17 protein-coding genes are annotated in these 24198 nt (G+C 43.9%); 5 read left to right on the plus strand and 12 right to left on the minus strand.

Annotated elements, in window-relative coordinates; translation table 11 throughout:
* Positions 1-118: 118 nt before the first annotated feature.
* From prsR to ABD128_RS06720, 3 genes are all read right to left on the minus strand, one after another.
* Complete coding sequence (gene prsR, locus ABD128_RS06710; RefSeq protein ID WP_343988367.1) at positions 119-1471, minus strand: PEP-CTERM-box response regulator transcription factor; 1353 nt, start codon at positions 1469-1471, stop codon at positions 119-121.
* On the minus strand, positions 1458-3464 hold the full coding sequence (gene prsK, locus ABD128_RS06715) for an XrtA/PEP-CTERM system histidine kinase PrsK (RefSeq protein WP_343988370.1): 2007 nt from the start codon (positions 3462-3464) through the stop codon (positions 1458-1460). Before prsK ends, prsR begins: the two co-directional genes overlap by 14 nt.
* 107 nt (positions 3465-3571) lie before the next feature.
* Entirely contained in the window at positions 3572-3835 is a 264-nt protein-coding gene (locus tag ABD128_RS06720; protein ID WP_110199936.1) for an acyl carrier protein, read from the minus strand.
* A gap of 215 nt (positions 3836-4050) precedes the next feature.
* Between ABD128_RS06720 and serA the strand changes: the two genes are divergently transcribed.
* Complete coding sequence (gene serA / locus ABD128_RS06725; protein WP_343988373.1) at positions 4051-5283, plus strand: phosphoglycerate dehydrogenase; 1233 nt, start codon at positions 4051-4053, stop codon at positions 5281-5283.
* Between the two features lie 49 nt (positions 5284-5332).
* Here the strand turns inward: serA and ABD128_RS06730 are convergent, their stop codons facing one another.
* The 6 genes from ABD128_RS06730 to ABD128_RS06755 form a co-directional block, all read right to left on the minus strand.
* The gene (locus ABD128_RS06730) at positions 5333-6643 is read right to left on the minus strand and encodes a response regulator (RefSeq protein WP_343988376.1); all 1311 of its coding nucleotides are present in this window, start codon (positions 6641-6643) and stop codon (positions 5333-5335) included.
* Positions 6644-6863: 220 nt separating this feature from the next.
* Complete coding sequence (gene fba, locus ABD128_RS06735; RefSeq protein ID WP_343988380.1) at positions 6864-7928, minus strand: class II fructose-bisphosphate aldolase; 1065 nt, start codon at positions 7926-7928, stop codon at positions 6864-6866.
* An 80-nt stretch (positions 7929-8008) separates the two neighbouring features.
* Entirely contained in the window at positions 8009-9184 is a 1176-nt protein-coding gene (locus ABD128_RS06740) for a phosphoglycerate kinase (RefSeq protein ID WP_343988383.1), read from the minus strand.
* A gap of 255 nt (positions 9185-9439) precedes the next feature.
* Entirely contained in the window at positions 9440-10441 is a 1002-nt protein-coding gene (gap, locus tag ABD128_RS06745; protein WP_343989377.1) for a type I glyceraldehyde-3-phosphate dehydrogenase, read from the minus strand.
* A gap of 102 nt (positions 10442-10543) precedes the next feature.
* Entirely contained in the window at positions 10544-12580 is a 2037-nt protein-coding gene (tkt, locus tag ABD128_RS06750; protein WP_343988385.1) for a transketolase, read from the minus strand.
* 162 nt (positions 12581-12742) lie between these two features.
* The gene (locus ABD128_RS06755) at positions 12743-17299 is read right to left on the minus strand and encodes an EAL domain-containing protein (RefSeq protein ID WP_343988387.1); all 4557 of its coding nucleotides are present in this window, start codon (positions 17297-17299) and stop codon (positions 12743-12745) included.
* A 144-nt stretch (positions 17300-17443) separates the two neighbouring features.
* Here ABD128_RS06755 and elbB point away from each other — a divergent pair, with 144 nt between their 5' ends.
* Entirely contained in the window at positions 17444-18100 is a 657-nt protein-coding gene (gene elbB / locus ABD128_RS06760) for an isoprenoid biosynthesis glyoxalase ElbB (protein ID WP_343988389.1), read from the plus strand.
* A gap of 8 nt (positions 18101-18108) precedes the next feature.
* On the opposite strand, the gene ABD128_RS06765 is transcribed toward elbB, so the two are convergent.
* Entirely contained in the window at positions 18109-20202 is a 2094-nt protein-coding gene (locus ABD128_RS06765; RefSeq protein ID WP_343988392.1) for a thioredoxin domain-containing protein, read from the minus strand.
* Between the two features lie 270 nt (positions 20203-20472).
* On the opposite strand from ABD128_RS06765, the gene ABD128_RS06770 reads away from it, so the two are divergent.
* Positions 20473-21201: a DUF599 domain-containing protein gene (locus ABD128_RS06770; RefSeq protein WP_343988395.1), complete on the plus strand. Its 729-nt coding sequence runs from the start codon at positions 20473-20475 to the stop codon at positions 21199-21201.
* On the opposite strand, the gene ABD128_RS06775 is transcribed toward ABD128_RS06770, so the two are convergent.
* A complete protein-coding gene (locus tag ABD128_RS06775; protein WP_343988398.1) occupies positions 21196-21786 on the minus strand; it encodes a DsbA family protein in 591 nt (196 codons plus the stop codon). The two genes, ABD128_RS06770 and ABD128_RS06775, sit on opposite strands and share 6 nt — an antisense overlap.
* Before the next feature lie 123 nt (positions 21787-21909).
* Positions 21910-22527: a c-type cytochrome gene (locus tag ABD128_RS06780; RefSeq protein WP_343988401.1), complete on the minus strand. Its 618-nt coding sequence runs from the start codon at positions 22525-22527 to the stop codon at positions 21910-21912.
* A 132-nt stretch (positions 22528-22659) separates the two neighbouring features.
* Here ABD128_RS06780 and yihA point away from each other — a divergent pair, with 132 nt between their 5' ends.
* Together yihA and ABD128_RS06790 are read left to right on the plus strand one after the other, a co-directional pair.
* Positions 22660-23289: a ribosome biogenesis GTP-binding protein YihA/YsxC gene (yihA, locus tag ABD128_RS06785; RefSeq protein ID WP_343988404.1), complete on the plus strand. Its 630-nt coding sequence runs from the start codon at positions 22660-22662 to the stop codon at positions 23287-23289.
* Positions 23282-24154 (plus strand): tetratricopeptide repeat protein, encoded by an 873-nt coding sequence (locus tag ABD128_RS06790; protein ID WP_343988407.1) that lies wholly within the window; start codon positions 23282-23284, stop codon positions 24152-24154. Before yihA ends, ABD128_RS06790 begins: the two co-directional genes overlap by 8 nt.
* Positions 24155-24198: the final 44 nt, after the last annotated feature.

Here is a 24198-nt window from a genome sequence, read left to right on the forward strand (position 1 = left end):
ATTACCTGCATATTGGGGGTTCCAAAGTACCGATAACTTCCAATACTGTCTTTCCCAATGTAAATCTTACCGGTAGGATAGGTTATCTTATAAATCTGTTTAACTTTTCTCATTTCATTTAACTATGAATGCTGTATTTATCCATCAAGCTATATAAGGTTGGTCGAGTCAGGCCTAGTAACTTAGCGGCCTGTGAAATATTTCCATCCGCTAGCACGATTGCTCGTTGAATAGCACGTGTTTCAGCGGCTTCTCTAACTTGGCGTAGGTTTAGAGGCATTTCACGCAGTTGAGCTTCTTCTATTTGTAAATCTTCCGCTGAAATTTGCGTGCCTTCGGACATCACAACTGCACTTTTGATTTTATTTTCAAGCTCTCGTACATTGCCTGGCCAAGCATAAGCTTCCATCGCTTGTACGGCGTCTTTTGTAAAACTACGGATATTTCGCCCAAACTGTTCATTAAATTTAGTCAGCATAGTTCGCGCTATCAGCACCACGTCTCCATCGCGCTCTGACAATGGTGGAATTTGAATATTGATTTCATTCAGCTTATAAAACAAATCTTCTCGAAACTTTCCTTCGTTAACGTATTGTTCCAAATCCCCATTAGCCGAACAAATGAGTCTAAGATTAATCGCCAAGGTATCACGACTACCGACTCGTTCAATTCCCCCATCATTCAAAGCACGCATTAATTTTGTTTGTAGGGACATTGGCATCATCTCAACTTCGTCAAGATAAAGTGTTCCGCCATTGGCTTCTTCAATTTTACCTTGGCTACTGGCTCCATCTTCAGAAAAACCAGGAGCTTCGTAACCAAACAGCTCTGTTTCTAATAGGTTTTCTGGGATGGCCGCACAGTTTAGGTAAACAAATGAGTGTTCGTTTCGCTTACTCAGGAGATGCACCGCACGCCCTAATACTTCTTTGCCGGTTCCGCTATCGCCTTCCAGCATAACATTGAGTTCCGTTGGTGCGACTTTTTCTATTTTCTGACAAGCCGCCAGCATTTTAGGTGATGTAGCCACGATCCCATGAAAACGCATATTTTCATTGCGCCTATGAATTCGACTTTCTTCTTCTAAATTTGCAAGCTCGAATGCACGGTTGATGATAAGTTTCAATTCATCAGGCTGAATCGGCTTTTGGTAATAATCATAAGCCCCCAACTCTATAGCCTTCATCGCTACCTCACGTTCATCGTTACCTGTAACAACAATTACCTTAGATGAAGGCGAAAGCTTTAGTATTTCACTAAGCAATTCCAGGCCTGCGCTGGCGTTCGCTGGATCCGGTGGTAACCCCAAGTCAAGCGTTACGACCTTAGGTTGAAAGCGACGAAGTTCTGCTAGCGAAGAATCTTTGCCATCAGCAAGCACCACGTGGTACTCATCGAGCGACCACTTTAGTTGCTTCTGCAATCCTTCATCATCTTCTATGACTAAGAGTTCTGGTTTACTTTGTGCCATTATGTCCTTCCTTCTCTCCATCAGGAGAAGCTAAAATCGCAATACAATGCGTGCCCTGATTCAGTTCGCTATGGATTATTAAATCACCACCGAAGCTCTGTAGCAAATAACGGCATTGATAGACTCCAATCCCTATCCCTGCATTGCCTTTTGTCGTGGCGAATGGCTTGAATAATTGCTTGCGCATGAAGTCACTGTCCATGCCAGTTCCTTTATCATAGATATGCCAATGCACTTGATTGTTTTTTAATTCAACTCGGTGTGTCACCAAACTGTCCTTATCGCTAGCTTCAAGCCCATTTTGATGCAAATGCTGGATCACATTAATTAATGCATCTTTTTCAGCTATGACTTTTACCGCGGGAACTTTGCCTGTCCAGTTTAGTCTTTCTGCACCTTTCTTAAAGCTTTCAACAACCTCTTTTATGTCGCAGACTTTTTTGAAATCTGAAGTTGAACGCCCCCGCTTCAACTGATTAAGCATCTTGTTTAAACGCTTGGTAGCGCTGGTAACCGTCTCAAAGGCATCATCGACAAACTCAGGATTGTCTCTATATCGCTCCGCATTGTGAGTGATTAATTCAAGTTGTGCCGTCACGTTTTTTATATCGTGCACTACGAATGCTGACAAACGGTTAAATGCATCAAAATGCTGTTGTTCGTATATTTGAGTAGTCGCTTCAAACATCGCTAAATAACTCGCCATTTGTAAGCCCGCGGCTTTCAACAAATCATGGTCTTCCCAGTTCAAAATTGGTTTACTGAAACTCGCCGCTAAACCCACGATTCCAATCAACTCGTCGTTTCGCCGTAAAGGTATAAATATGCGGTGATTCTCAAACAAAGGATCACTTAAATCCATGTCTAGGTCACGATACATGTCAGGGTTTTTCTGGTATTCCTGCACATCAATAACCCAGTTGGTATTATCTATGAATTGGCTTAAAGTCTCAGGCAATTGATAGCTCATATCCTTTGATAGCGGTAATTCCCAGTGATCGACATAAGCAAAACTGTCGTTGCGTAAGCTCCATAACTTTCCTGCCGGACTGTCGATAATGTTAGCAATGGCTTTTATCGATAATTGGTAATAATTGCCCGTCACGTTGGCTTCATCAAGTGCTCGGTTAAAGCGAATCCAGCTTTCGCGATAGTCGTACTTGTAGGCTGAAAACAATTTTCGGTAGAGTATTTTGAGTTGGCCAAAAAAGCGCTTTTTGTAGGCTAATAAAACAAACCCTACGCCTGCCGTTAATAAAAAAGCTAATGCTAGTTCCGTATTTTTAGTGACCATAGCCACTAAAATATATCCCACCACGGCTATCCAGCAGTATATGGCAAATATATTCAAACCACTTTCCGGTCGGTAACGCGGTAACGATTCGTTTAATTGAAAGCGGCTGTGCTCTATACCTTGTAGATGAACAATGGCAAAGCTTATCGCCAGAGCTGTGACTATGGAGCGAGCAATATCTAGAACTTCAGGGCTGCGCGTTTCATCCAGCATGAAAAGCAACATACAGAAGAGATCCCACACTAAAATGAAGCCTATTGAACCTGCCAATGTCGCTATCTCTTTACGATAGGTTTCTGAGAACTGATTGCCCGCGAGCTCTACTAGGTGTAGCAGAAGGAGTAAGACTAGACCTGCAAAACCTGGGTTGATTAAGCTTCCAAACTCCTCAGGACCATACGCTTGATACGCTAACCATACGCCAAGAACAGCACACACACCGACATTGACCCAAATGTGAAGTCTGGCGAACTTCCACATAAAGAGTGCCAGGGTTGCAAAGAAACCGAAGAGTCGAACCCACTCAAGCATCCAAAAAGGAAGCTGCAGTTGTTCTTCAAAGAGTTTAGAAACACTCCAGAATGCCAGCGAGAAGGCTATCACCAATAAAGGCCAGAATAAGGCAATACGTCGCCAGCGAATTAGCGTAAGAATTAAGAGATATACGGCCAGAATAATACTGGCAATAAAACCTGCCATGGCATTTTGCTTGTTAGAATGAGTCTTTGTTATAAAAGAAATGGGCCTAAAGATCCACTCTTAGGCCTTAAAAATCAAGTAATTAGTTTATTTTGAGGTGTTCTAGACTAGATAGCGGTTGCTGCTTGGTGAATCTCAACAAACTCTGTTAATGATTCAACGGATTCAAAGACTTCTCCAGACAACTCATCATCCGGAATCTCAATCCCAAAATCTTCTTCAATTTGCATTAAGATCGACACAATCGCCATTGAATCGAATTCTGGTAGGTTACCAATAAGCTGAGTATCGGCCGAGAGCTCTCCTTCCGATAGCGATAGTGTATCGCTTAATAACTCGATCATTTTATTGATATTTACTTCGTATGCCATCAGGCATTCTCCTCAAGTAAAGGCGTTTCGCACCACAAACATAGCCTTTACGGCCTCAATGGCGGCAAATTGTAGCAAAAACAACCCACGCACACACCTTTTTTGTCGCTCTAACTTAATAAAATAAATAAACACTTTCTATCGTTTTTGTCTTTTGATTAAATGAACTCATCAGACCTATCAATACTAAACTAGAGACACCTCAGAGACCTGTTATGTCAGCCCATACGTCATTTAACAAACAAGATTTGAAAGTATTACTGCTCGAAGGGGTTCATCCCGTGGCCGAAGATATCTTTCGCCAGGATGGATATGAGAATGTGACTTACCATAAAACGGCTTTATCCGAATCCGAACTCCTTGAAGCCATTAATGATTACCACTTTATCGGTATTCGTTCACGAACTCAACTGAGTGAAAAAGTTCTTGTCGCGGCCAAGAAATTAGTTGGGGTGGGTTGTTTCTGTATCGGTACTAACCAAGTTGATCTGGTAGCTGCGCAAAATCGAGGTATCCCTGTTTTCAATGCCCCCTATTCCAATACTCGCAGCGTCGCCGAACTTGTTTTGGGCGAAATGATTATGCTGTTGCGCGGTATTCCAGCGAAAAATGCCGCTGCCCATCGTGGCGAGTGGTTAAAAACCGCCACTTTGTCTAACGAAGCTCGAGGAAAAACCCTAGGTATTATTGGATACGGACATATCGGCACCCAGCTCGGCATTCTGGCTGAAGGCATTGGCATGAAAGTACGTTTTTATGATATCGAGAATAAGCTTACCCTTGGTAATGCTGAGCAAGTTACTGAACTTAATGAATTGCTTGCGGACTCGGATGTAGTCAGCTTACACGTTCCTGAAACTGCACAAACAAAAGGTTTGATGGGGCAAACTCAAATCGCCCAAATGAAGCCTAATAGTATTTTAATTAATGCTTCACGAGGCACTGTGGTGGATATTGAGGCGCTAGCTAGTGCACTAGAAAGCAAACATCTAGCGGGCGCAGCGATCGACGTTTTCCCAACTGAGCCTAAATCCAATAATGAAGAATTCCAGTCGCCATTGCGCGCTTTTGATAACGTGATTTTAACGCCGCATATTGGTGGAAGCACTCAAGAAGCCCAAGAAAACATTGCCATTGAAGTTGCCGACAAACTGATTAAATACAGCAATAATGGTTCAACCATGTCGGCGGTGAATTTCCCACAAGTTTCGCTCCCTGAGCACGATAAGCGCCATCGTATTTTGCATATTCATCACAATAGACCAGGTGTTTTGATGCAAATCAACCAAATCTTGTCTGATAACAACGTCAATATCTCAGGGCAATACTTACAGACCCAAGGCGAGCTTGGTTACGTTGTAACTGATATTGAAGAAGGCTCTAGCAAAACTGCGCTAGAGAAGATGCGGGATATCGAAGGGACTATTCGAGCACGCATACTTTATTAGTAGGACTCCTTTAAATCTAAGCCGCCAGCTCTGAATTTGGCGGCTTTTTTTATTGGTTCAGCTGGTAATAAACCGTATCAGTGACACCTGTTATCCGCTCATCATTCACCAATAACTGTCTCAAAACCACTTCTTCATTTTCGCTGTATTCATGGCATTGGTCATGAGTGTCTAACCAACTGACAGGCTGCTGTACCAAGGCGTAACCCTGTAACTCCGTGTAAGCCAAGGTATTACCCTCGAGTTTTAGCACCAACCCTGCAAGCGCATTTGCATAAGTGGCTCCATTACATCCGGGCTCCATGTAATAACGTTTAAGGTTACTCCGTGCCAATCGCCCTTGGGGGGTGACGGTGAAAAGATAACCATAAGCGCTTTTCGCGGTTAATCGACTTCCTTCACTTTCAACGCCGATTAATTTACCCACCATTCCTTGTTCACTATAGATGCCTTCGTTTTCATTTACTGCTGCACTAACATTATTAGTTTGCTCTGTAAGCAGTTTTGCCATGTTTTCTGATTGCTTTGCTATCTTATCGCTTAAACGCCTCTCGCCTTCACTACTTTCAGCAGTAAGAACAACTATTTTCTGATATAAACCTTGCTGTTCAGATGTCAGTACCGAGGTTTTATACAGTAACCAGACAATACCAGAGGTTAGCACCACTAATAGTACGATAAAAATACTACTTATTAGGCGGTACTGTTTAAAGGAAGTTTTAAAAAGCTGTTTCAGATAATCCGTCTGGCCTTTCACTTCCTGCAAAACTTGCTGTTGCTTATCACTTTTCGCGATTTCATCCAGCATCCGCTTGCCATAGTGAATGGTGTCGCGGCGCAGATCATCGGTGGCTTTACGGACTTTGTTCGATAACTGAGGCGAGAACTCGTTTTCAAGGAATGACTCTAGCCAAACTCTGAGTTTTTCATCAGATGTTGGTTGTAATATGTCCTCACGAACTTCTTCAGCCGTCGCTTGGCCTGAGATTGCACCCCACAGGTTTAGCTTAATCAGCGCATCTTCGACTTCTTCAGCCGATAGTTCTTTAGGTAAAACCCCCTCGGCACCAATTTCTTTCACTTCGCGATAATAATCTTCGCCGCTTCTAGCGGTAAACATCATTATCGGAATATCTTTTGATCGCGAGTCTTCCTTGATTTCTTTAATGGTCTCGAAACCGTCCTTACCGGGCATGGCTTGATCCATAAAGATAACGTCCACGGAATGACGTGCTAAGTATTCTAAAGCCGCATCACCAGACTTGGCATGAATACCTTCAATATTATAATTAGACAGGATTTTGGCCAGGACCATATAGGCAGTCCTGGAATCATCCACGATTAACGCTCTTTTAGTCATACCTACCCCCATAGATACTGTTCCTAAGATACGGCTCCTTCTCTAGCGCGAAGTAAGATACCAGTTGTTTAAATTCTGTTCTTAGATATTTCTACAGTATATGGTGTGGGTCACGTAAAAAGTGCGGTTATCGTTATTTTATTTATGTTTTTTTAGGTTTATTAATGTAGTAGCCATAAAAAAGCCAGCAATTAGCTGGCTTTAATAGTAACAGAAGCAATTATTTCACGCGAGGGTCTAGTTTGCCCGCTTTGTAATCCGCTGCCATTTGCTCCATGTTAATTGGAGTAATCTTAGAAGCGTTGCCAGCTGTGCCGAATGATTCGTAACGTGCTTTACAGATAGCCTGCATCGCGTCTTGTGCTACTTTGTTGTATTTGCGTGGGTCGAATTCTTTAGGGTTATGCTTTAAGAATTTACGAACTGCACCAGTCGCAGCCAAGCGTAAGTCCGTATCGATATTCACTTTACGCACGCCATGCTTAATACCTTCTTGAATCTCTTCAACCGGCACACCGTAAGTTTCGCCCAAGTCACCGCCGTATTCGTTGATCACTTTTAGCCAATCTTGTGGAACTGACGACGAACCATGCATTACTAAGTGTGTATCTGGAATACGCTCGTGGATTTCTTTAATGCGCTTAATCGATAACACATCGCCTGTTGGTGGACGTGTAAATTTGTAAGCACCGTGTGAGGTACCGATAGCGATGGCTAGCGCGTCCACACCTGTGTCTTTTACAAACTGAGCTGCTTCTTCTGGGTCAGTTAATAATTGATCCATACTTAAAACGCCTTCTGCGCCAGAGCCGTCTTCTTCGCCTGCCATGCCTGTTTCAAGCGAGCCTAAGCAACCTAATTCACCCTCAACCGATACACCACAAGCGTGTGCCATATCAACCGTTAGCTTAGTTACACGAGCGTTGTACTCGTAGCTTGCCGGTGTTTTCATATCTTCTTCAAGCGAGCCATCCATCATTACTGATGAGAAGCCAAGTTGAATCGACTGCTGACATACTGCTGGTGATGATCCATGATCTTGGTGCATACAAACAGGAATGTGTGGGAATTCTTCGATGGCCGCTAAAATTAAGTGGCGCAAGAAGTTTGAACCGGCGTACTTACGCGCGCCAGCTGATGCTTGAACGATAACAGGGCTGTCTGTTTCATTTGCCGCCTGCATCACTGCACGCATCTGCTCAAGGTTATTGACGTTAAATGCCGGAATACCGTAGCCATGCTCTGCAGCGTGGTCCAGTAGTTGGCGCATTGTAATTAGTGCCATCTTGCTATCCTCTTAAACTGTTTGTCTGTTTAATATTTAAATGCTGTGTCTTACTATTAGTCGCTTCTTGTTAAAGAGTCTTACTTAGCTCTTTCTTCAAGAATCGCGACAGCAGGTAGCTCTTTACCTTCTAAAAACTCAAGGAAGGCTCCGCCACCTGTCGAAATATATGAAACCTTGTCTTTAATGCCGTATTTATCAACCGCCGCTAAAGTATCGCCACCACCTGCAATTGAAAAAGCATCGCTCTCTGCGATTGCTTTTGAAATAGCTTCTGTACCAGCACCAAACTGATCGAACTCGAACACCCCTACTGGGCCGTTCCATACGATAGTTTTCGCCTCTTTTAACACTTCTGCTAAATGCTGTGCTGATCTAGGGCCTATGTCGAATATCATATCATCGTCGGCAACATCATCGACCGATTTGGTTTCAGCAGCAGCATCTTCCGCAAACTCTTTACCCGTTACCACATCGACTGGCACCGGAATTTCACCGCCTTTTGCTTTAGCTTGCTCAATCAGTCGCTTAGCTTCAGGGATTAAATCGTTTTCACACAACGATTTTCCCACCGGTTTATCGGTCGCGGCGATAAAGGTATTGGCGATACCCCCACCGACAATCAGCTGATCGACTACGGTTGATAGAGATTCTAAAACCGTTAGCTTGGTAGAGACTTTTGATCCACCAACAATTGCCACCATTGGGCGTGCTGGGTTATCTAGCGCTTTACCTAATGCTTCGAGTTCGCCAGCCAATAAAGGTCCGGCGCATGCAACTGGTGCAAATTTGGCAACGCCATGAGTCGAAGCTTGCGCTCTGTGTGCTGTACCGAAAGCGTCATTCACAAAAACATCGCATAAATCAGCGTACATTTTCGATAGACGCTCATCGTTAGTTTTTTCGCCAACGTTACAGCGAACGTTTTCGAAGACCACTACTTCACCCTGCTCAACCTCAACACCATCGAGGTATTCGCTGACTAAACGCACTGGCACATCTAACAATTCGTTTAAATAATCAGCTATCAACGCCATCGAGTCTTTTTCGGTCAAAACACCCTCGGTTGGTCGACCACGGTGTGACATCACCATTACTTTAGCGCCTTTTTCTAGGGCTAATTTAATGGTCGGTAAAGACGCTTGGATGCGCACGTCACTGGTGATTTTGCCATCTTTCACAGGTACGTTTAGATCTTCACGAATAAGAACGCGCTTACCTTTTAGATCTAAATCGGACATTCTCAAAACATTCATGTTTTAGAACCTATATTCTTTAATCTTTTAACGTTTATTTAAACGTATCTTTAAAGTACAAAAAGACTTTCCGAAAAAAGTCTTTCTTTTTTATTATCCGGTACGTCACGACGCACCTTACAATTAATAGTCTCTCAGTGTTTAAGAGATAGTTACTTGGAAGACGAGGCTTGGCTGATTTTAGAATGCGTAGCGTACATTAGTACGTGAGCATCGAGAAAATCAGCCGTAACGAAGTATTACGAGTAACTAGCCTTAAACACTCATCATCTTGATAGCGACATCAAGCATTCTGTTCGAGAAACCCCACTCGTTATCATACCAAGTAACAACTTTAACCAAGTTTCCGTCCATCACTCGAGTTAGGCCTGCATCAAAAGTAGAAGATGCTGGGCTGTGGTTAAAGTCGATTGATACTAGTGGCTCATCATTGTAATCCAGTACGTGGCCATCTGCTGCTTTCTTAACGATCTCGTTAATTTCTTCAGCTGTTGTATCGCGCCCTGCTGTAAATGTTAAATCTACGCAAGAAACGTTGATCGTTGGTACGCGCATGGCGAAACCGTCCATCTTGCCGTTAAGTTCTGGTAGTACTAAACCAACCGCTTTAGCTGCGCCTGTTTTTGTTGGGATAATGCTTTGAGCTGCGGCACGCGCACGACGCAAGTCTGAGTGCTGGTTATCGATTAGCTTTTGGTCGTTGGTGTAGGCGTGGATAGTGTTTACTAGACCAGACTTAATACCTACGGTGTCGTTTAGGACTTTCGCTAATGGCGCCAAGCAGTTTGTGGTGCACGAAGCATTCGATACAACGCGGTGCTCTGGCTTTAAGATGTCGTCGTTCACGCCAAATACTACTGTCGCGTCAACATCTGCCGCGCCTGGAGCTGAGATCAATACTTTTTTAGCGCCACCTTTGAAGTGCTTAGATGCGCCGGCTTGGTCTTTAAATACGCCAGTACATTCGAAAACGACGTCTACGTCTTGGTCGCCCCAAGGGATAAGTTCAGGATTACGCTCAGCGTATAACTTAATTTTATCGCCATTAACGATTAAGTGATCGCCGTCCGTTGAAACGTCCGCATTGAAACGACCATGAGTCGTGTCGTACTTAGTTAAGTGTTTAGTGGTTTCAGCTGGGTGCGAAGAGTTGATGGCAACAACTTCGATACGGTCACGGTAGCCGTGCTCATAAATTGCGCGTAACGCTGTGCGACCGATACGGCCATAACCATTAATTGCTACTTTAACTGTCATTTTCTTCTCCAAAATTTTCGATTCTTTGGCTTTATTGTTCATCATTCTAAGCAGGTCAGCTCCACAGCAATAAGCCCGTGGGTGCTTCCCGACTCAAGACGATTAATCCAATAAGCCACCTTCGTCTAACATGTCTTCAGCTACAGCAACAACGTTCTCAACTGTAAAACCGAAATGCTCAAATAAATCTCCTGCCGGCGCTGACTCACCAAAGCTTGTCATGCCTACGATTTGACCTTCTAGGCCAACGTATTTGTACCAATAGTCAGCAATTGCCGCTTCGATAGCGATACGAGCCGGTACATCTGCTGGTAATACGCTTTCTTTATAAGCTGCGTCTTGTGCGTCGAAAGTGTCGGTCGATGGCATCGAAACCACACGAACCTGCTTGCCTTTAGCGCTAAGCTTGTCGGCTACTTCTACCGCCAAACCAACTTCTGAACCGGTTGCGATCAATATTAATTCTGGGCTTTCTTTACTGTCTTTTAAGACATACGCTCCTTTAGCAACATTTGCTAGTTGCTCAGCGGTACGCTCTTGGTGTGGTAAACCCTGGCGACTCAAGCTAAGAGCCGTAGGTCCGTCGCGACGTTCGATAGCCGCTTTCCAAGCAACCGCAGTTTCGACCGCATCACACGGACGCCATACCGAGCAGTTTGGTGTAGTTCGCATATTAGCCAACTGTTCGATTGGCTGGTGCGTTGGACCATCTTCACCAAGACCAATCGAATCGTGAGTAAAGACATAAATGGCTTGTTGCTTCATAAGAGCAGCCATGCGAACCGCATTACGCGCATACTCCATGAAGATTAAGAAAGTACCGCCGTACGGTAATAAGCCACCGTGCAATGCCATACCGTTCATGATGGCGCACATACCGAACTCACGCACACCGTAATACAGGTAGTTTCCGCTAGCGTCTTTCGCTGTGATGCCCTTTGATTGGTCATTGATAGTAAGGTTAGAGCCTGCTAAATCCGCTGAGCCACCTAACAACTCTGGTAACAATGGTGCGTAGGCGTTTAAGGCCATTTGCGACGCTTTCCGGCTGGCTACCGTTGGGCCTTCTTCTTGCAACTGCTTGATATATTTATCAGCTTCTTCTGCAAAGTTGTCCGGTAAGCGCTTATCCAATCGACGTTTTAGTTCGTCAGCTAGCTCCGGGTGTGCTTCGTGGTAAGCGATGAACTTTTGATCCCAGTCGCTTTCCAGCTTTTGTCCTGCTTCACGCTTATCCCATGCTTGTGCAATATCTTGAGGAATTTCGAAAGCGCCGTGAGGCCAGTTTAATTCTTTACGTGCTAATTCGATTTCGTCATCACCCAACGGTGCCCCGTGGCATGACTCTTTGCCTTGTTTATTTGGCGAACCGAAACCAATTACGGTACGACAACAAATTAAGGTCGGACGCTCGCTGTCCGCTTTAGCTTCTTCAATCGCTTTTTTCACCGCTTCTGGATCATGTCCATCAACATCTGAAATAACCTGCCAGCCATAAGATTCGAAGCGCTTCGGCGTATCATCAGAGAACCAACCATCAACTTCACCATCAATTGAAATACCGTTGTCATCCCAGAAAGCGACTAGCTTCCCAAGACCCAAAGTACCTGCTAGCGAACATACTTCATGAGAAATACCTTCCATCATGCAGCCATCACCCATGAATACATAGGTAAAGTGATCGACAATATCGTGACCTGGACGGTTAAATTGGGCTGCCAACGTTTTTTCTGCTATTGCAAAACCGACTGCGTTAGCGATGCCTTGGCCTAATGGGCCTGTCGTAGTTTCAACGCCTGGTGTATAGCCATACTCAGGGTGACCTGGCGTTTTCGAATGTAATTGTCTGAAACTCTTAATGTCATCGATGCTTACATCGTAACCTGTGAGGTGTAGTAGCGAGTAAACCAACATTGAACCATGGCCGTTCGACATCACGAAGCGGTCGCGGTTGACCCAGTCAGGGTTACTTGGATTGTGGTTTAAGAAATCACTCCAAAGAACTTGAGCGATATCAGCCATCCCCATTGGGGCGCCAGGGTGACCCGACTTGGCTTTTTGAACAGCATCCATACTAAGGGCGCGGATGGCGTTTGCTAATTGAAAACGACTCGGCGTGTCATTACCAGAAGTGGGCATCGAATCTCCTAAATAGATATGAGTAAGGCCAGCAATTTTTAGGGCGCTTATTGTCTCAAACCGTGCTCAGCCAATCAAATGAATTGGGCGTTTTTTATCCAAATTAACGGATTTTTGACAACGTTTACTCCAGAAAGTGGTTTTTTAGGCCATTCTAACCACTTACTCTTCTCCCATATCTTCAATAATGGCATCTAACGTATAGTTTGGATCCTTTAACATTGCTTCCATTTCCCAAGGCGGCACTGGTTTACTGAAGATATAACCCTGTATCTCTTCACAGTTCATGGCTTTCAATGCCTCTACTTGATACGGTGTTTCAACACCTTCAGCCACGACCTTGATGCCTAAGTTATGAGCTAATGTAACGATAGAGGCAACCAGCTTTTTGTCTCGCTCAGAATCCTCCAGATCCCAAATAAAGGCACGATCGATCTTCAATGTGTCGATTGGGAAGTCTTTGAGATTACCCAACGATGAGTAACCCACCCCAAAGTCATCTAGCGCTAAGCTACTCCCCATCTCCTTTAAAGTCTTCATTTGTTGTATCGAATGCGCTAAATCTTGCATCACCATGCCTTCGGTGATTTCAAACTCCAAATCAGTTGCCTCGATCTTAGCAATGTGCAAGGCAGTTTTTACCGTTTCCCATAAGTTTTCATGATAAAACTGAACTGCCGATAGGTTGACGGCTATCTTGCCATCATAAATACCTCGATTCTTCCAATCCCGTAACTGCAGGCAGGACTTTTCTATCACTTTCTGACTAATAGCAATAATATAGCCCGCTTCTTCGGCCAAAGGTATAAACTCCCCCGGCATGACCAGGCCTCGATTCGGATTCCGCCACCGAACTAGGGCTTCCATACTGGTAACTCGGCCAGTTTCTAAGCTGACCTTTGGTTGATAAAAAACAACAAACTCATCTTTATCAATTGCTTGACGCAACTCGTTTTCCAAGTTTATTTTTAGTTGTGCCTGTTCATTCATCTGGCGAGTATAGAATTGATAAGTGTTTTTACCCTTCTTTTTGGCGTAATACATAGCCATGTCAGCATTTTTTAGCAGCTCTTCCGCACTTTCCCCATTCTCTGGATACATCACGATACCAATGCTTGGCGACACTAATACTTCCGCGCTTGGTAACGGTAAGGGTTTAGCAAAATAGTCCAAGATCGCTTGTGCATACTGTGCTGGCTGACTCCAAGTATCAACATCTGCCAACACCACAGTGAACTCATCGCCGCCTAATCGGGCCACAATCCCATGGTTTTTTTCCGTTATTTCTAACAGCGCTGCAGCAACACGAGTCAGCAGTTCATCGCCCACCCCGTGACCTAACGAATCGTTGATCCGCTTAAAGTTATCCAAATCTATAAATAATAGAGCATGCTGATCCGACTCCTTCGATAACGCCAACAACTCCTCAAAGCGCTGCTTAAAGCTGTTTCGATTTCGTAGGCCAGTTAACTGATCCACCGTCGCCAAACGGCGTAACTCTTTTTCCGCCTTTTTACGGAATGTGATGTCTGAGAAGACTCCAACATAGTTTATAATGTTGCCATCATTATCTCGAACCACATCAATATTAATTTCAATCGGGTAAACCTGTCCGTCTTTACGTGTCGCCTCTAGCTCACCGCTCCATCTATCTTCAGCTCCCAAAGCCTCTTTTAACTCATCAATGAAATTTTCAGAGGTATTAACTACCGAGGATTCTCGAATCTTACGACCGATAACCTCTTCCGGTTCAAAGCCAGTAATTTTGGTATAGGCTTTATTAACTACAATGTAATTGTATTCCTCATCAAGAATCCAAACCGCATCCGAAATATTATCGAATGACTTCACAACCATGCTTAACTGCTGCTCAGTATCTTTAAGATCACTGATGTTTTTTAAAGTCCCAGCCATTCGGAGTGGCTTTTTATTTTCATCGCGCACAACAACTTTGCCGCGGTCCAGAACCCAAATCCAACCACCCCGTTCATTACTAATTCGATAAGTACTTTCAAAATGCAGCGACTTACCTTCCAAATGCGCGTTAAGCGCCTGTTTTACATAGGGTAAATCATTGGGGTGAATGTTAGAGTTAGCCTCAGAATAACCACTTCGAATGCCGTCTCTGGGGAAGTCATAAGGCCATTCATTCGATAAATGCAATGCCCCCGTCTTAACCTGCCAATCCCATAACTCATCACCACTTCCCCATAACGATAATTTTAAGCGCTCTTCACTCTCGGCCAATTGCTGTGCTGCTGACTGCCGCTCTCTTAAGCGGGCCCAAACTAGGTAGGAGAAGGCGAGAATGATTAAACCTAGTAAGAATCCATAAAAGGTATAAGCCAACGGTGATAGTAAAGCTAATGTTTTAACTTCGACCTCAATTCCAGCGGGCTCCTCACTCCAGACACCATCTTTATTAGCCGCATACACTTTAAAGTGGTATTCGCCAGGTTTTAGATTGGTATAGGTAACACGACGGCTTTGTGCATCAGTTTCAATCCAACCCTCATCATATCCATCCAATTTATAACGGAATCGATTGCTCCAAGGGTCAATGTAATTAAAAGCCGAGAAATCAAAACTTACAGCGGTGTCTTCTGGATAGATAGTGACTTTTTCTGCAATATGAGGGGGGTTACTTAATCTTTTACGCTTATCTACATCGGCTTCTATAGAGTTATTGTTAACAAGGATATCTGTGATTACTGGCAATGGTGGCTTTTCATCCCTAGTGTAATCATTTGGATCAAAAAGAATCAACCCATTCATCCCTCCTAGCAATAAGTTGCCAAAGCGGTCTTTGCCGGTAGCGCCGGTATTGAACTCAATGATCGGCTGATCTTCTGTTCTAATAAACTGACTCATGCGAAAGTCATTAGGCTCAATACGGTATAAGCCGTTCCCACTGCCTGCCCATACCACCCCTGAGTCATCCATGATTAATGAATAGACGGTTTCATGTAAGTTACTTACCTGACTATTCAACAGGGTATGTTTTTGAGTAATTAAATCAACCACCACCAGACCGTTTCCAAAAGTTCCAATCCACAACCTTGAGTTTTGATCTTGGGCTAGGCTGAAGACCACGTCTTGAGCCTCGATAGGTAAATCGCTAAAGAGGTTTTCTAACGAGACAAATGCTTCGTTTTTTTTGCTGAAACGATAAACCCCACTATCCGAACCAATCCACAAATAATCGTCATTATTTCGATCTTCAAGCAAAGTATTGATTCGATTGTCTCGATGATAGTCCACATCTATCAAACGGTATTTTCGCACCGAATTATCGCTACTCAGTCGCCACAACCCTTTTTTCGTCCCTAACCACAAATAATGGCCATCATGGTATGCAGTTAAAAAATAGTCCTGAGGATCGCTACTTTCGTACACCAATTTGAAACTATAGGTTAATTCATCAAATACCCAAACGGACTGACTAGAAATCAAGTAACTTTGACCAGCACCCATGCTTATCAATTTATTGATACTTTTACCCTTCAACCTTTCAGGCAAAGCGACATCGATGGGGTTTGCCCCTTCATTGGTGCGTTTTAGAACAGTAAAACCGCCAGTAGCACCACCCACGATTAAATGGTCATAACTGGTTGCTAAGACTGAATAGACCACCTCGGAACTGAGTTTTCCAGGTTCATTATCTCTACTATTAAAGTGATGAAACTTAATGGCATGAGGGTTGATTTTATTAAGGTAAGCAGAAGATCCAATCCACAAAATATTGCTACTGTCTTGGTAAAGGCTATTAATTCGATTATTACCAACAGATCCAGGCTCACCATGTATATGGTGATCGATAATACGGCCATCTTTTAAAGCATAAAGCCCTTTATTCTCTGTACCGACCCACAGCCTATCTTCCGAGTCAAAATAGATACTATTTAAACTTGCCTCATCCGCCTTGAGCCCTAGTTTAGCTAGCTCTATTTTCTTTAAGCTTTGATTACTATGGTCGTATTCAAATAAGCCTAGGGTTGAGGAAAGTATCCACAAAGTTCCATTTGGAGATTCAACGATAGATTGCACACTGCCCAATGGCTCTTTTGTAGAATTATCGATAACTTCAAAATAACCCAATCCCTGATTGTATATAGCTAAATCACCACGAGTGGTCATTAACCAAACGCGTTGCTCGCTATCGACCAGCATATCTGACACTTCATTGAGAGCAGCAGGAATTCTCCGACTTTGCATGATCGGAATGGTTCGAAAACCATTAATGCCGGGATCATAGTAAGAAGGGCCACTGTAAGTCCCCACCCAGACCCCGCCATTATTATCAGTAGCAAGACTCGACACATAATTATCTGCAATAGAAAAAGGTTCTTGAGCGTTATGATAAAAATTGATTATAGTGCCGGTATCTTGTTGGAACAGCGCCAGCCCATTCTCAGTCGCAATCCACAAATCTCCTTTTTGATCAATTTTCAGATCTTTGATCCGTGTGCTCGGTAACTGACTGTTTTGTTTGTTGTAAATTTTTACGCTATAGCCATCAAAGCGGTTCAGCCCATCCTGAGTCCCAACCCATAAAAACCCAAACTTATCTTCAACAATCGATGTGACGGTGCTTTGTGACAGCTGCCCTTGTAGTAATCCTGTTTCTGAAACTTGCGCCCGCGATTGAGCACCAACAGTACTCATGACTAGCAGGTAGCATAGTATTATCGACAAAAAGCTAGCAGATTTTATGGGCATTCAAATCCTTAATAGGTAGTCAACTACCGTTTATTCTAGTGCTTAGTTTCAACTAAAAAGCTTTAAAAATCAAAACTTGGAGCCTTAATTTGTCTTGCTTTATATATTATCATCAAAGTTATCACTTATAACATCGAGTTACTTATGAAAAAAGTTGCAGTCGTTTTATCTGGTTCTGGTGTTTTTGATGGCGCTGAAATCCATGAAAGTGTGCTAACTCTTTTAGCCCTTGAAAGTCACGGCCTTGAGTACCAGTGCTTTGCACCAAATATCGAGCAAATGCACGTAATCAACCATTTGACAGGTGAAGTAGCTGAAGGCGAAACACGCAATGTCTTGGTTGAATCCGCACGTATTGCCCGTGGCGACATTAAGGATTTAGCCGACGCTAATGCCGACCACTTTGATGCCGCTATTTTACCAGGCGGTTTTGGCGCGGCCAAAAACCTTTCCGACTTTGCAGTTAAAGGGAGCGATTGCACGGTCAATTCAGACTTGGTCAGCTTTATCAAAGCTTTTGCTAAAGATAAAAAACCGGTCGGCTTCATGTGTATCGCGCCAGCAATGTTGCCGCATATCTATGGCCAAGGCACACAGCTTACCATCGGTACTGACGAAGATACCGCTAAAGCCATCGAGGCGATGGGCGGCGTTCACCAAGCCTGTCCGGTGGAAGACATCGTAGTTGATGAAGCCAATAAACTGGTGACGACTCCGGCTTATATGCTTGCTTCGAGTGTTTCCGAGGCTGCTAAAGGCATTAATAAGCTAGTCGATAAAATAGCAAGCATGCTGAAATAAGCTGCTGCCTAGTTTTCTTGTAAAAAACTTTTTAGTTTTTCCAGGTCGCTAATCGGCGGAAAACACTGGTGTTGGCGGCAACAATAAGCCCGCAAAGTCTGCTCATCGTCTGGCTTTGCGGGGAACTTCGTTTCTATAACCGTGTCATTAGCGCCATGCTCGATCGCAAAAACCCAACGACTTGGGTTCAAGCCTGTGGTCAAATACTCTTTCCATTGCGGAAGCTCATAGCCTTCCCCTCGAATCACCCACAACTCAATTCCTTGTTGCCAGACTTCGAGCAAACGTACCGCCGACGCATACTGCACAGGCGCACTGGCTGCTTCTGCTCTTGCTTTAAGCAGACTTTTTTCCACAAACTCGAGCCATTCGGTATTTCCAGTCAGCTCCGCCACAACCCAAAGCGATTCTAACGCTTGAATCGAGCTGCTTGGCATGGCGTCGTCACTCCAATTTTTATGGCGTGTTATGACTTCTTGATGGTGGTTTGAAGTAAAGTAAAAGCCACCTTCAGCTTTATCAGCGAACTCGTTCCATAACGTCTCACATATTTGCTTTAGCCAGCTCCAATCGACCTGAGTAAATCTGTCCGACAGGGCAAGCAATATTCCTTTAGCCAAATAGCCGTAATCGTCGAGAAACGCCTCTTGATAGGCTGTACCATTTTTATAGCAAGCGTAAAGTTGTTGCTCTTTCCAGACCTGTTGACGTATAAAGTTTTTACAGCCATTAATTAACTCATCGCTAGCAGTTTTACTGCCAGCTCGCTTTGCTTCGAGCAAGCCTTGTAACGTTAATGCATTCCAGCTGGTCAGTAACTTGTCGTCGCGAAATGGTAGCGGCCTTTTTTCGCGAACCATTTTCAACTGTTGTCGCGCCGACTCTAACAGTATGGGTGCTTGTTTTTCATGGACCTTTAATTTTTTTGCCACCTGCCGCCAATCCTCTCTCGCGACAAGATGCCACTGTCCTTCAAAGTTGGCTTTCTTGTTCAGGCCGTAATAGTGTTTAGCAAACGTTTCTTCGGGCTCTTCCAAAAATGTAAACTGTTTTGGCTGCCAACTGTAATAAGCGCCTTCAACACTCTTACCCGACTCATCCTCGCTATCGGCGTCTAACGCTGAATAAAAGCCTCCTTCAGGCGCTAACATTTGCTCTTTTAGCCACTGAATCGTGAGATCCACCGAATGCATCAGTTGCCCATCGGCAAAATAGTGACCTGTCGCCGCCACCAAGCTGAGCAACTGCCCATTGTCATACAGCATCTTTTCGAAGTGCGGTATATCCCAACGCTCATCGACACAGTAGCGGAAAAACCCACCTGCTAGATGATCAAATAACCCGTAGTTACAGAATCCCTTGGCAGTATCAAGCACCGCTTGTCTTAGATGATCCGCGAGCTCATTGGTTAGTGATTGGCTGGTTGATAGCGCTAAACTGGAGGCCCAAATAGCTGGTTGCGGGAATTTTGGCGCCCCTTCCATTCCGCCATATCGCTTATCGTGATGTTTCAATACACTGTTTGCAAAATCTGGTACTAAGCTTTCAGTGCTGATCTCTGATGCATTTCTAGTACCAGTCGCGATTGTCTGTAAGGCTTGGGTTAAGCGCTCGTTTTGCTCAGTGATTTCGTCACGTTTCTGTTTAAAGATACGGCTAATGTTTTGCAAAAGCTCAGTAAACGCTGGTAGACCAAACTTTGGTTTCTTAGGGAAATAGGTGCCACTAAAAAACGGTACCAATGTTTTCGGATCTAAAATAGTGGTTAATGGCCAACCACCCGCTTGACGGTTGAGTAGTTGGTGCGCCAGTTGGTAGGTTTTATCCAAATCTGGGCGTTCTTCGCGATCCAGCTTGATGTTTATGAAATGTTCATTCATTACTTTAGCCACACCCTCGTCTTCAAACGATTCATGCGCCATAACGTGGCACCAGTGGCATGAAGAATAGCCCACAGACAACAATATTGGCTTATCCAGCTCTTTGGCTAAAGCCAAGACCTCACCACTCCACTCTTGCCAATGAACAGGGTTGTCCTTGTGCTGCAATAAATAAGGACTGCTCGCCTGTGCTAATTTGTTACGCATATCCTTTTCGACCATGTGACTACCTATTAACTATTTTTGTGGCGATAAATACATTGATATTACGCTTGAATCTTGCCAAAGCTGAACCCACAGTATACAGTGATTTCAAGTCTTTCGATGCCTGTGTGATCTCAACCGTTAATACTAATGAAATGGATCAGAGCCTAACCTTTTCAGCTATGATTCACACATGCCAAGTTAGCCTCTGGGTCACCGTCCTGCTTGTTTATACAAGCATGGCATTTTTTCTATTGATTGCAACCGACACAACTAGAATTTAACACTATGACGCTCTCTTTTTTACCACTAATCCATTGGATTGCTTTAGGCTGGTTTATTGCCTGCTGGATTGGCTATACCTATTTTTCGCGTTACAAGCAAAAGAACTGTTCAACGATTGCCAATCAATTGCAGGCTAATCGCATTGAATGGTTACAGCGTATGATAAAGCGCGAAATGCGCATGGCGGACATCAGTAGCATCGGTATCTTGTCACGCAACGTTACCTTCTTCGCCTCAACCACCATATTTATCATCGCGGGTCTATTGACCGTTTTAGGCTCTACTGAGCAGGTGATCCCATTAGTTGAAGCTTTGCCTTGGATTGAAGTGGATTCACGGGCTTCGTGGGAACTTAAGATCATAATCTTAGTCATCACTTTCGCTTACGCATTCTTCAAATTCACCTGGTCGATGCGCCAATACAACTTTGTTATTGTACTTTTTGGCTCAGCCCCCGATCCGAGTGACTCGCAAAAAGATCGTGATATTTTCATTAAACATACGAATTGGTTGATGGGACGTGCATCGCACTCTTTTAACTACGGCCTCCGCGCCTATAGCTTTGCTTTGGCGACCTTAGGTTGGTTTTTTAACCCATTCGTATTTATGTTGGCCTCAGCTTTAGTTGTTTGGGTGCTCTATCGTCGTGAGTTCCGCTCTGCAACCTTGGCGGCTCTTTATAATGCGAGCCACCACAGTAACGAGAAGAAAATAGACGACTACGGTTTATAGCGACTTGAGGTAACTGATAACTTCTGAGAATTTCTTAACGGTCATGGTGCTGCGCGCATCTGTTGCGTATTGCCCCTTGACCACAACTGTTGGCACATACTTGATGTCGTAGTTATTGGCTAGCGCTTCCGCTTGGTTAATCCGTTGATATAACACACGATCTTCCAACAAATCGATAACGTCCTCTTTATCAAATCCGAGTTCGATTATCGCCGCAAATAGGGCTTTTTGGTCGGTTGGGTCTAGAGTTTTATCCTCAACCTGCTGCTTCAGTTTCTGCCAAGCTTCTGCATCACCACCAAGTATTTGGATCGCATAAAAGGCTTTAGCCGCAGGTCGCCAATTTTGGCGCGCAATTAGAGGAACAACTTCAAAGCCCTCAAGCTCTGCACTCAGTTCACCCTCAATTTTTCGGCATGAATCACAACCAAGCCAAGTAAAATAGAGATTATCACCAGCCGCTACTGCAATGTCATCGACACCTTTAATTTTCCAGTAATCTTGGCCTTCCTTGAACTCGGCGAAAACGCCATGACTCATCACTAGCAAGCTGAGTGACGCAATAATTAAACCTAGTTTAGACATACAATATTATCCTGTGACCTTTTCGATCAGTATATACGTTTATAAAAGGTAATAAAAAAGACGACCTAAGTCGTCTTTTTACCTTGAACCTAATGCTTGATGCAAGTGATTAACGCTCGCCGATTAATGTAAACCTAATAAAAAGTGAGCAACAGCTTCAATTTGCTGATCCGACATACGAATTGCGATATCACGCATAATGCCATTGGCGTCGTTATTACGCTCACCGTGAGAGAATGCTTTTAATTGCTTAATCGTATAGTCTGGGTGCTGGCCTGATAACGCAGGATAACCCGCTGTATTTAAGCCGCTACCAGTAGCGCCGTGACAAGCACTACATGCAGGTACTTTACGCTCGGCATCACCTTGGAAGTAGATTTTTTTGCCTAATTCTAGGAATTCTTTCTTTACCGCACCCATTTGCGTTTCTTGTGATGCAAAGTACGCAGAAAGGTCAGCAACATCTTCATCGCTTAAGTTGCTAACCATTGGAGCCATTGATGCGTCATAACGACCTTGGCTTTGATCTTTGGCACCCGCTTGGAAGTCTTTAATTTGCTTCTCTAAGTACTTCTCACTCTGTCCGGCTAATTTTGGCCACATTGGGTTGCCACTATTACCATCTTTCCCGTGACATGCTGCACAGGTATTGGCCAGTTCAGCACCCTTTGCCACGTCGCCGGCAAAACTTGGGGTACTCCACGCTACAAAAAATAAAGCAAAAATAGCTAACTTTCTCATTAGGTTACCTACTAAAATATAAAATCTATATGCGATGCCGTCACCGCCAATAAAATAAAATCGAAAAGCTCGGTGAATTATAGGGAACTAACCGTTAAAATGCCAATACCCTAAGGCAAAAAATCCATATTTATGCACTATCAAAAAGCCAAATACCTGCTTGGCGCAGCTAAAATCGACCAGCTCCCGCCTGATGAGGGGATTGAAGTTGCCTTTGCAGGCCGTTCAAATGCTGGCAAATCTAGCGCCTTGAACACATTAACCCAACAAAAGAGTCTTGCTCGTACCAGTAAAACGCCGGGCCGCACTCAGCTCATCAATGTTTTTACCTTGGATGAGAATGCGCGCCTGATTGACTTACCAGGTTACGGTTACGCCAAAGTTTCCGAAAGTACTAAACAAATGTGGCAACAAGAACTCTCCCGCTACCTTCAAGAACGCGAGTGTTTGCGTGGCCTAGTATTGTTGATGGACATGCGTCATTTCTTAAAAGAAACGGACCAGCAAATGCTAAGCTGGGCGTATGACGTCGGCTTACCCGTCCACTGTTTACTCAGTAAGTCAGACAAATTGAAACAAGGCGCAAAAGCCAAAGCACTAGCCCAGTGTAAGAAGCAATTGAAAGAATTGCACCCTGAAGCCACTGTCCAAGCATTCTCTTCACTTAAAAAACAAGGGCTTGACCAGCTTTTAGCCAAGATGGATGCATGGTACTCTAATCCAGAGATTACACCTGGTGATGAGGAAGAGGTTCATGGGTAAGCAATTGCTTCACACAGTTTTTTGGCTTTTTTGCAGTTTTTTTAGCTTAGCTGTAGTTGCTGCGGATAGTGGCGCTGGCGAAACAGAAGACAAGACTAAACAAAAAACCAGCAACTACCAGCCTTTAATCGAGCGCTACATTCTAGATGAATTACGATCTGTAAGGCAGGATCAGCAACAAATTGTGGCTGATATAGAGAAGAAGGTTGCCAACGCTCGTCTCGACGCCTCCGATCGTGCTATTCGTTACACCTCTGATACGCTAAATAACATTTTCATTATCATCACCACCGCTGCCTCCATCTTAGTCTTAATGGGCTGGCGTTCCATGCGTGATGTCAAAAGTAAACTGAACGAAGTTGTTGAAACAAAAATTAATGAGCTTACTCAGGAATACGAAGACAGACTGGGTGAATTGGAAGGAAAATTACGCAAACGATCTCAAGAAATTATCGATGCTCAGGAGGATATATCGAGATCTAACGAGCTTCACTCTATCTGGATGCGAGCCGGCCTTGAAAACAATCTTCACCAGAAAATAAAGTTTTATGATGAAATACTGGCCATCAACCCAACGGATATTGAAGCATTAATCTATAAAGCTGACGCCGCTTATGAGCTTGGTGACTACGAATGGGCCTTCAGTTTAGCAAATCGCGCCATCGAACAAGATGAAGATTATGGCCTAGCCTACTGGCAACGCGCTTGTGCTAATGCTGCCAATGGCGCCACCCAAGAAGCTATCAACGACATTAAAATTGCCATTGAGAAAGCACCAAAGCTTGTTGATGAATTAGAACGCGAAGATGCTTTCGAAGATCTTAAAGATTTAGAAGAGTTTCGGGCTTTAACTCCAAAGGCTTAACTACCTACTTTATTAAATCTAAGAGCCCAAACAAAAAATACCAG

Source organism: Kangiella japonica (assembly GCF_039523535.1).
GTDB lineage: Bacteria > Pseudomonadota > Gammaproteobacteria > Enterobacterales > Kangiellaceae > Kangiella > Kangiella japonica.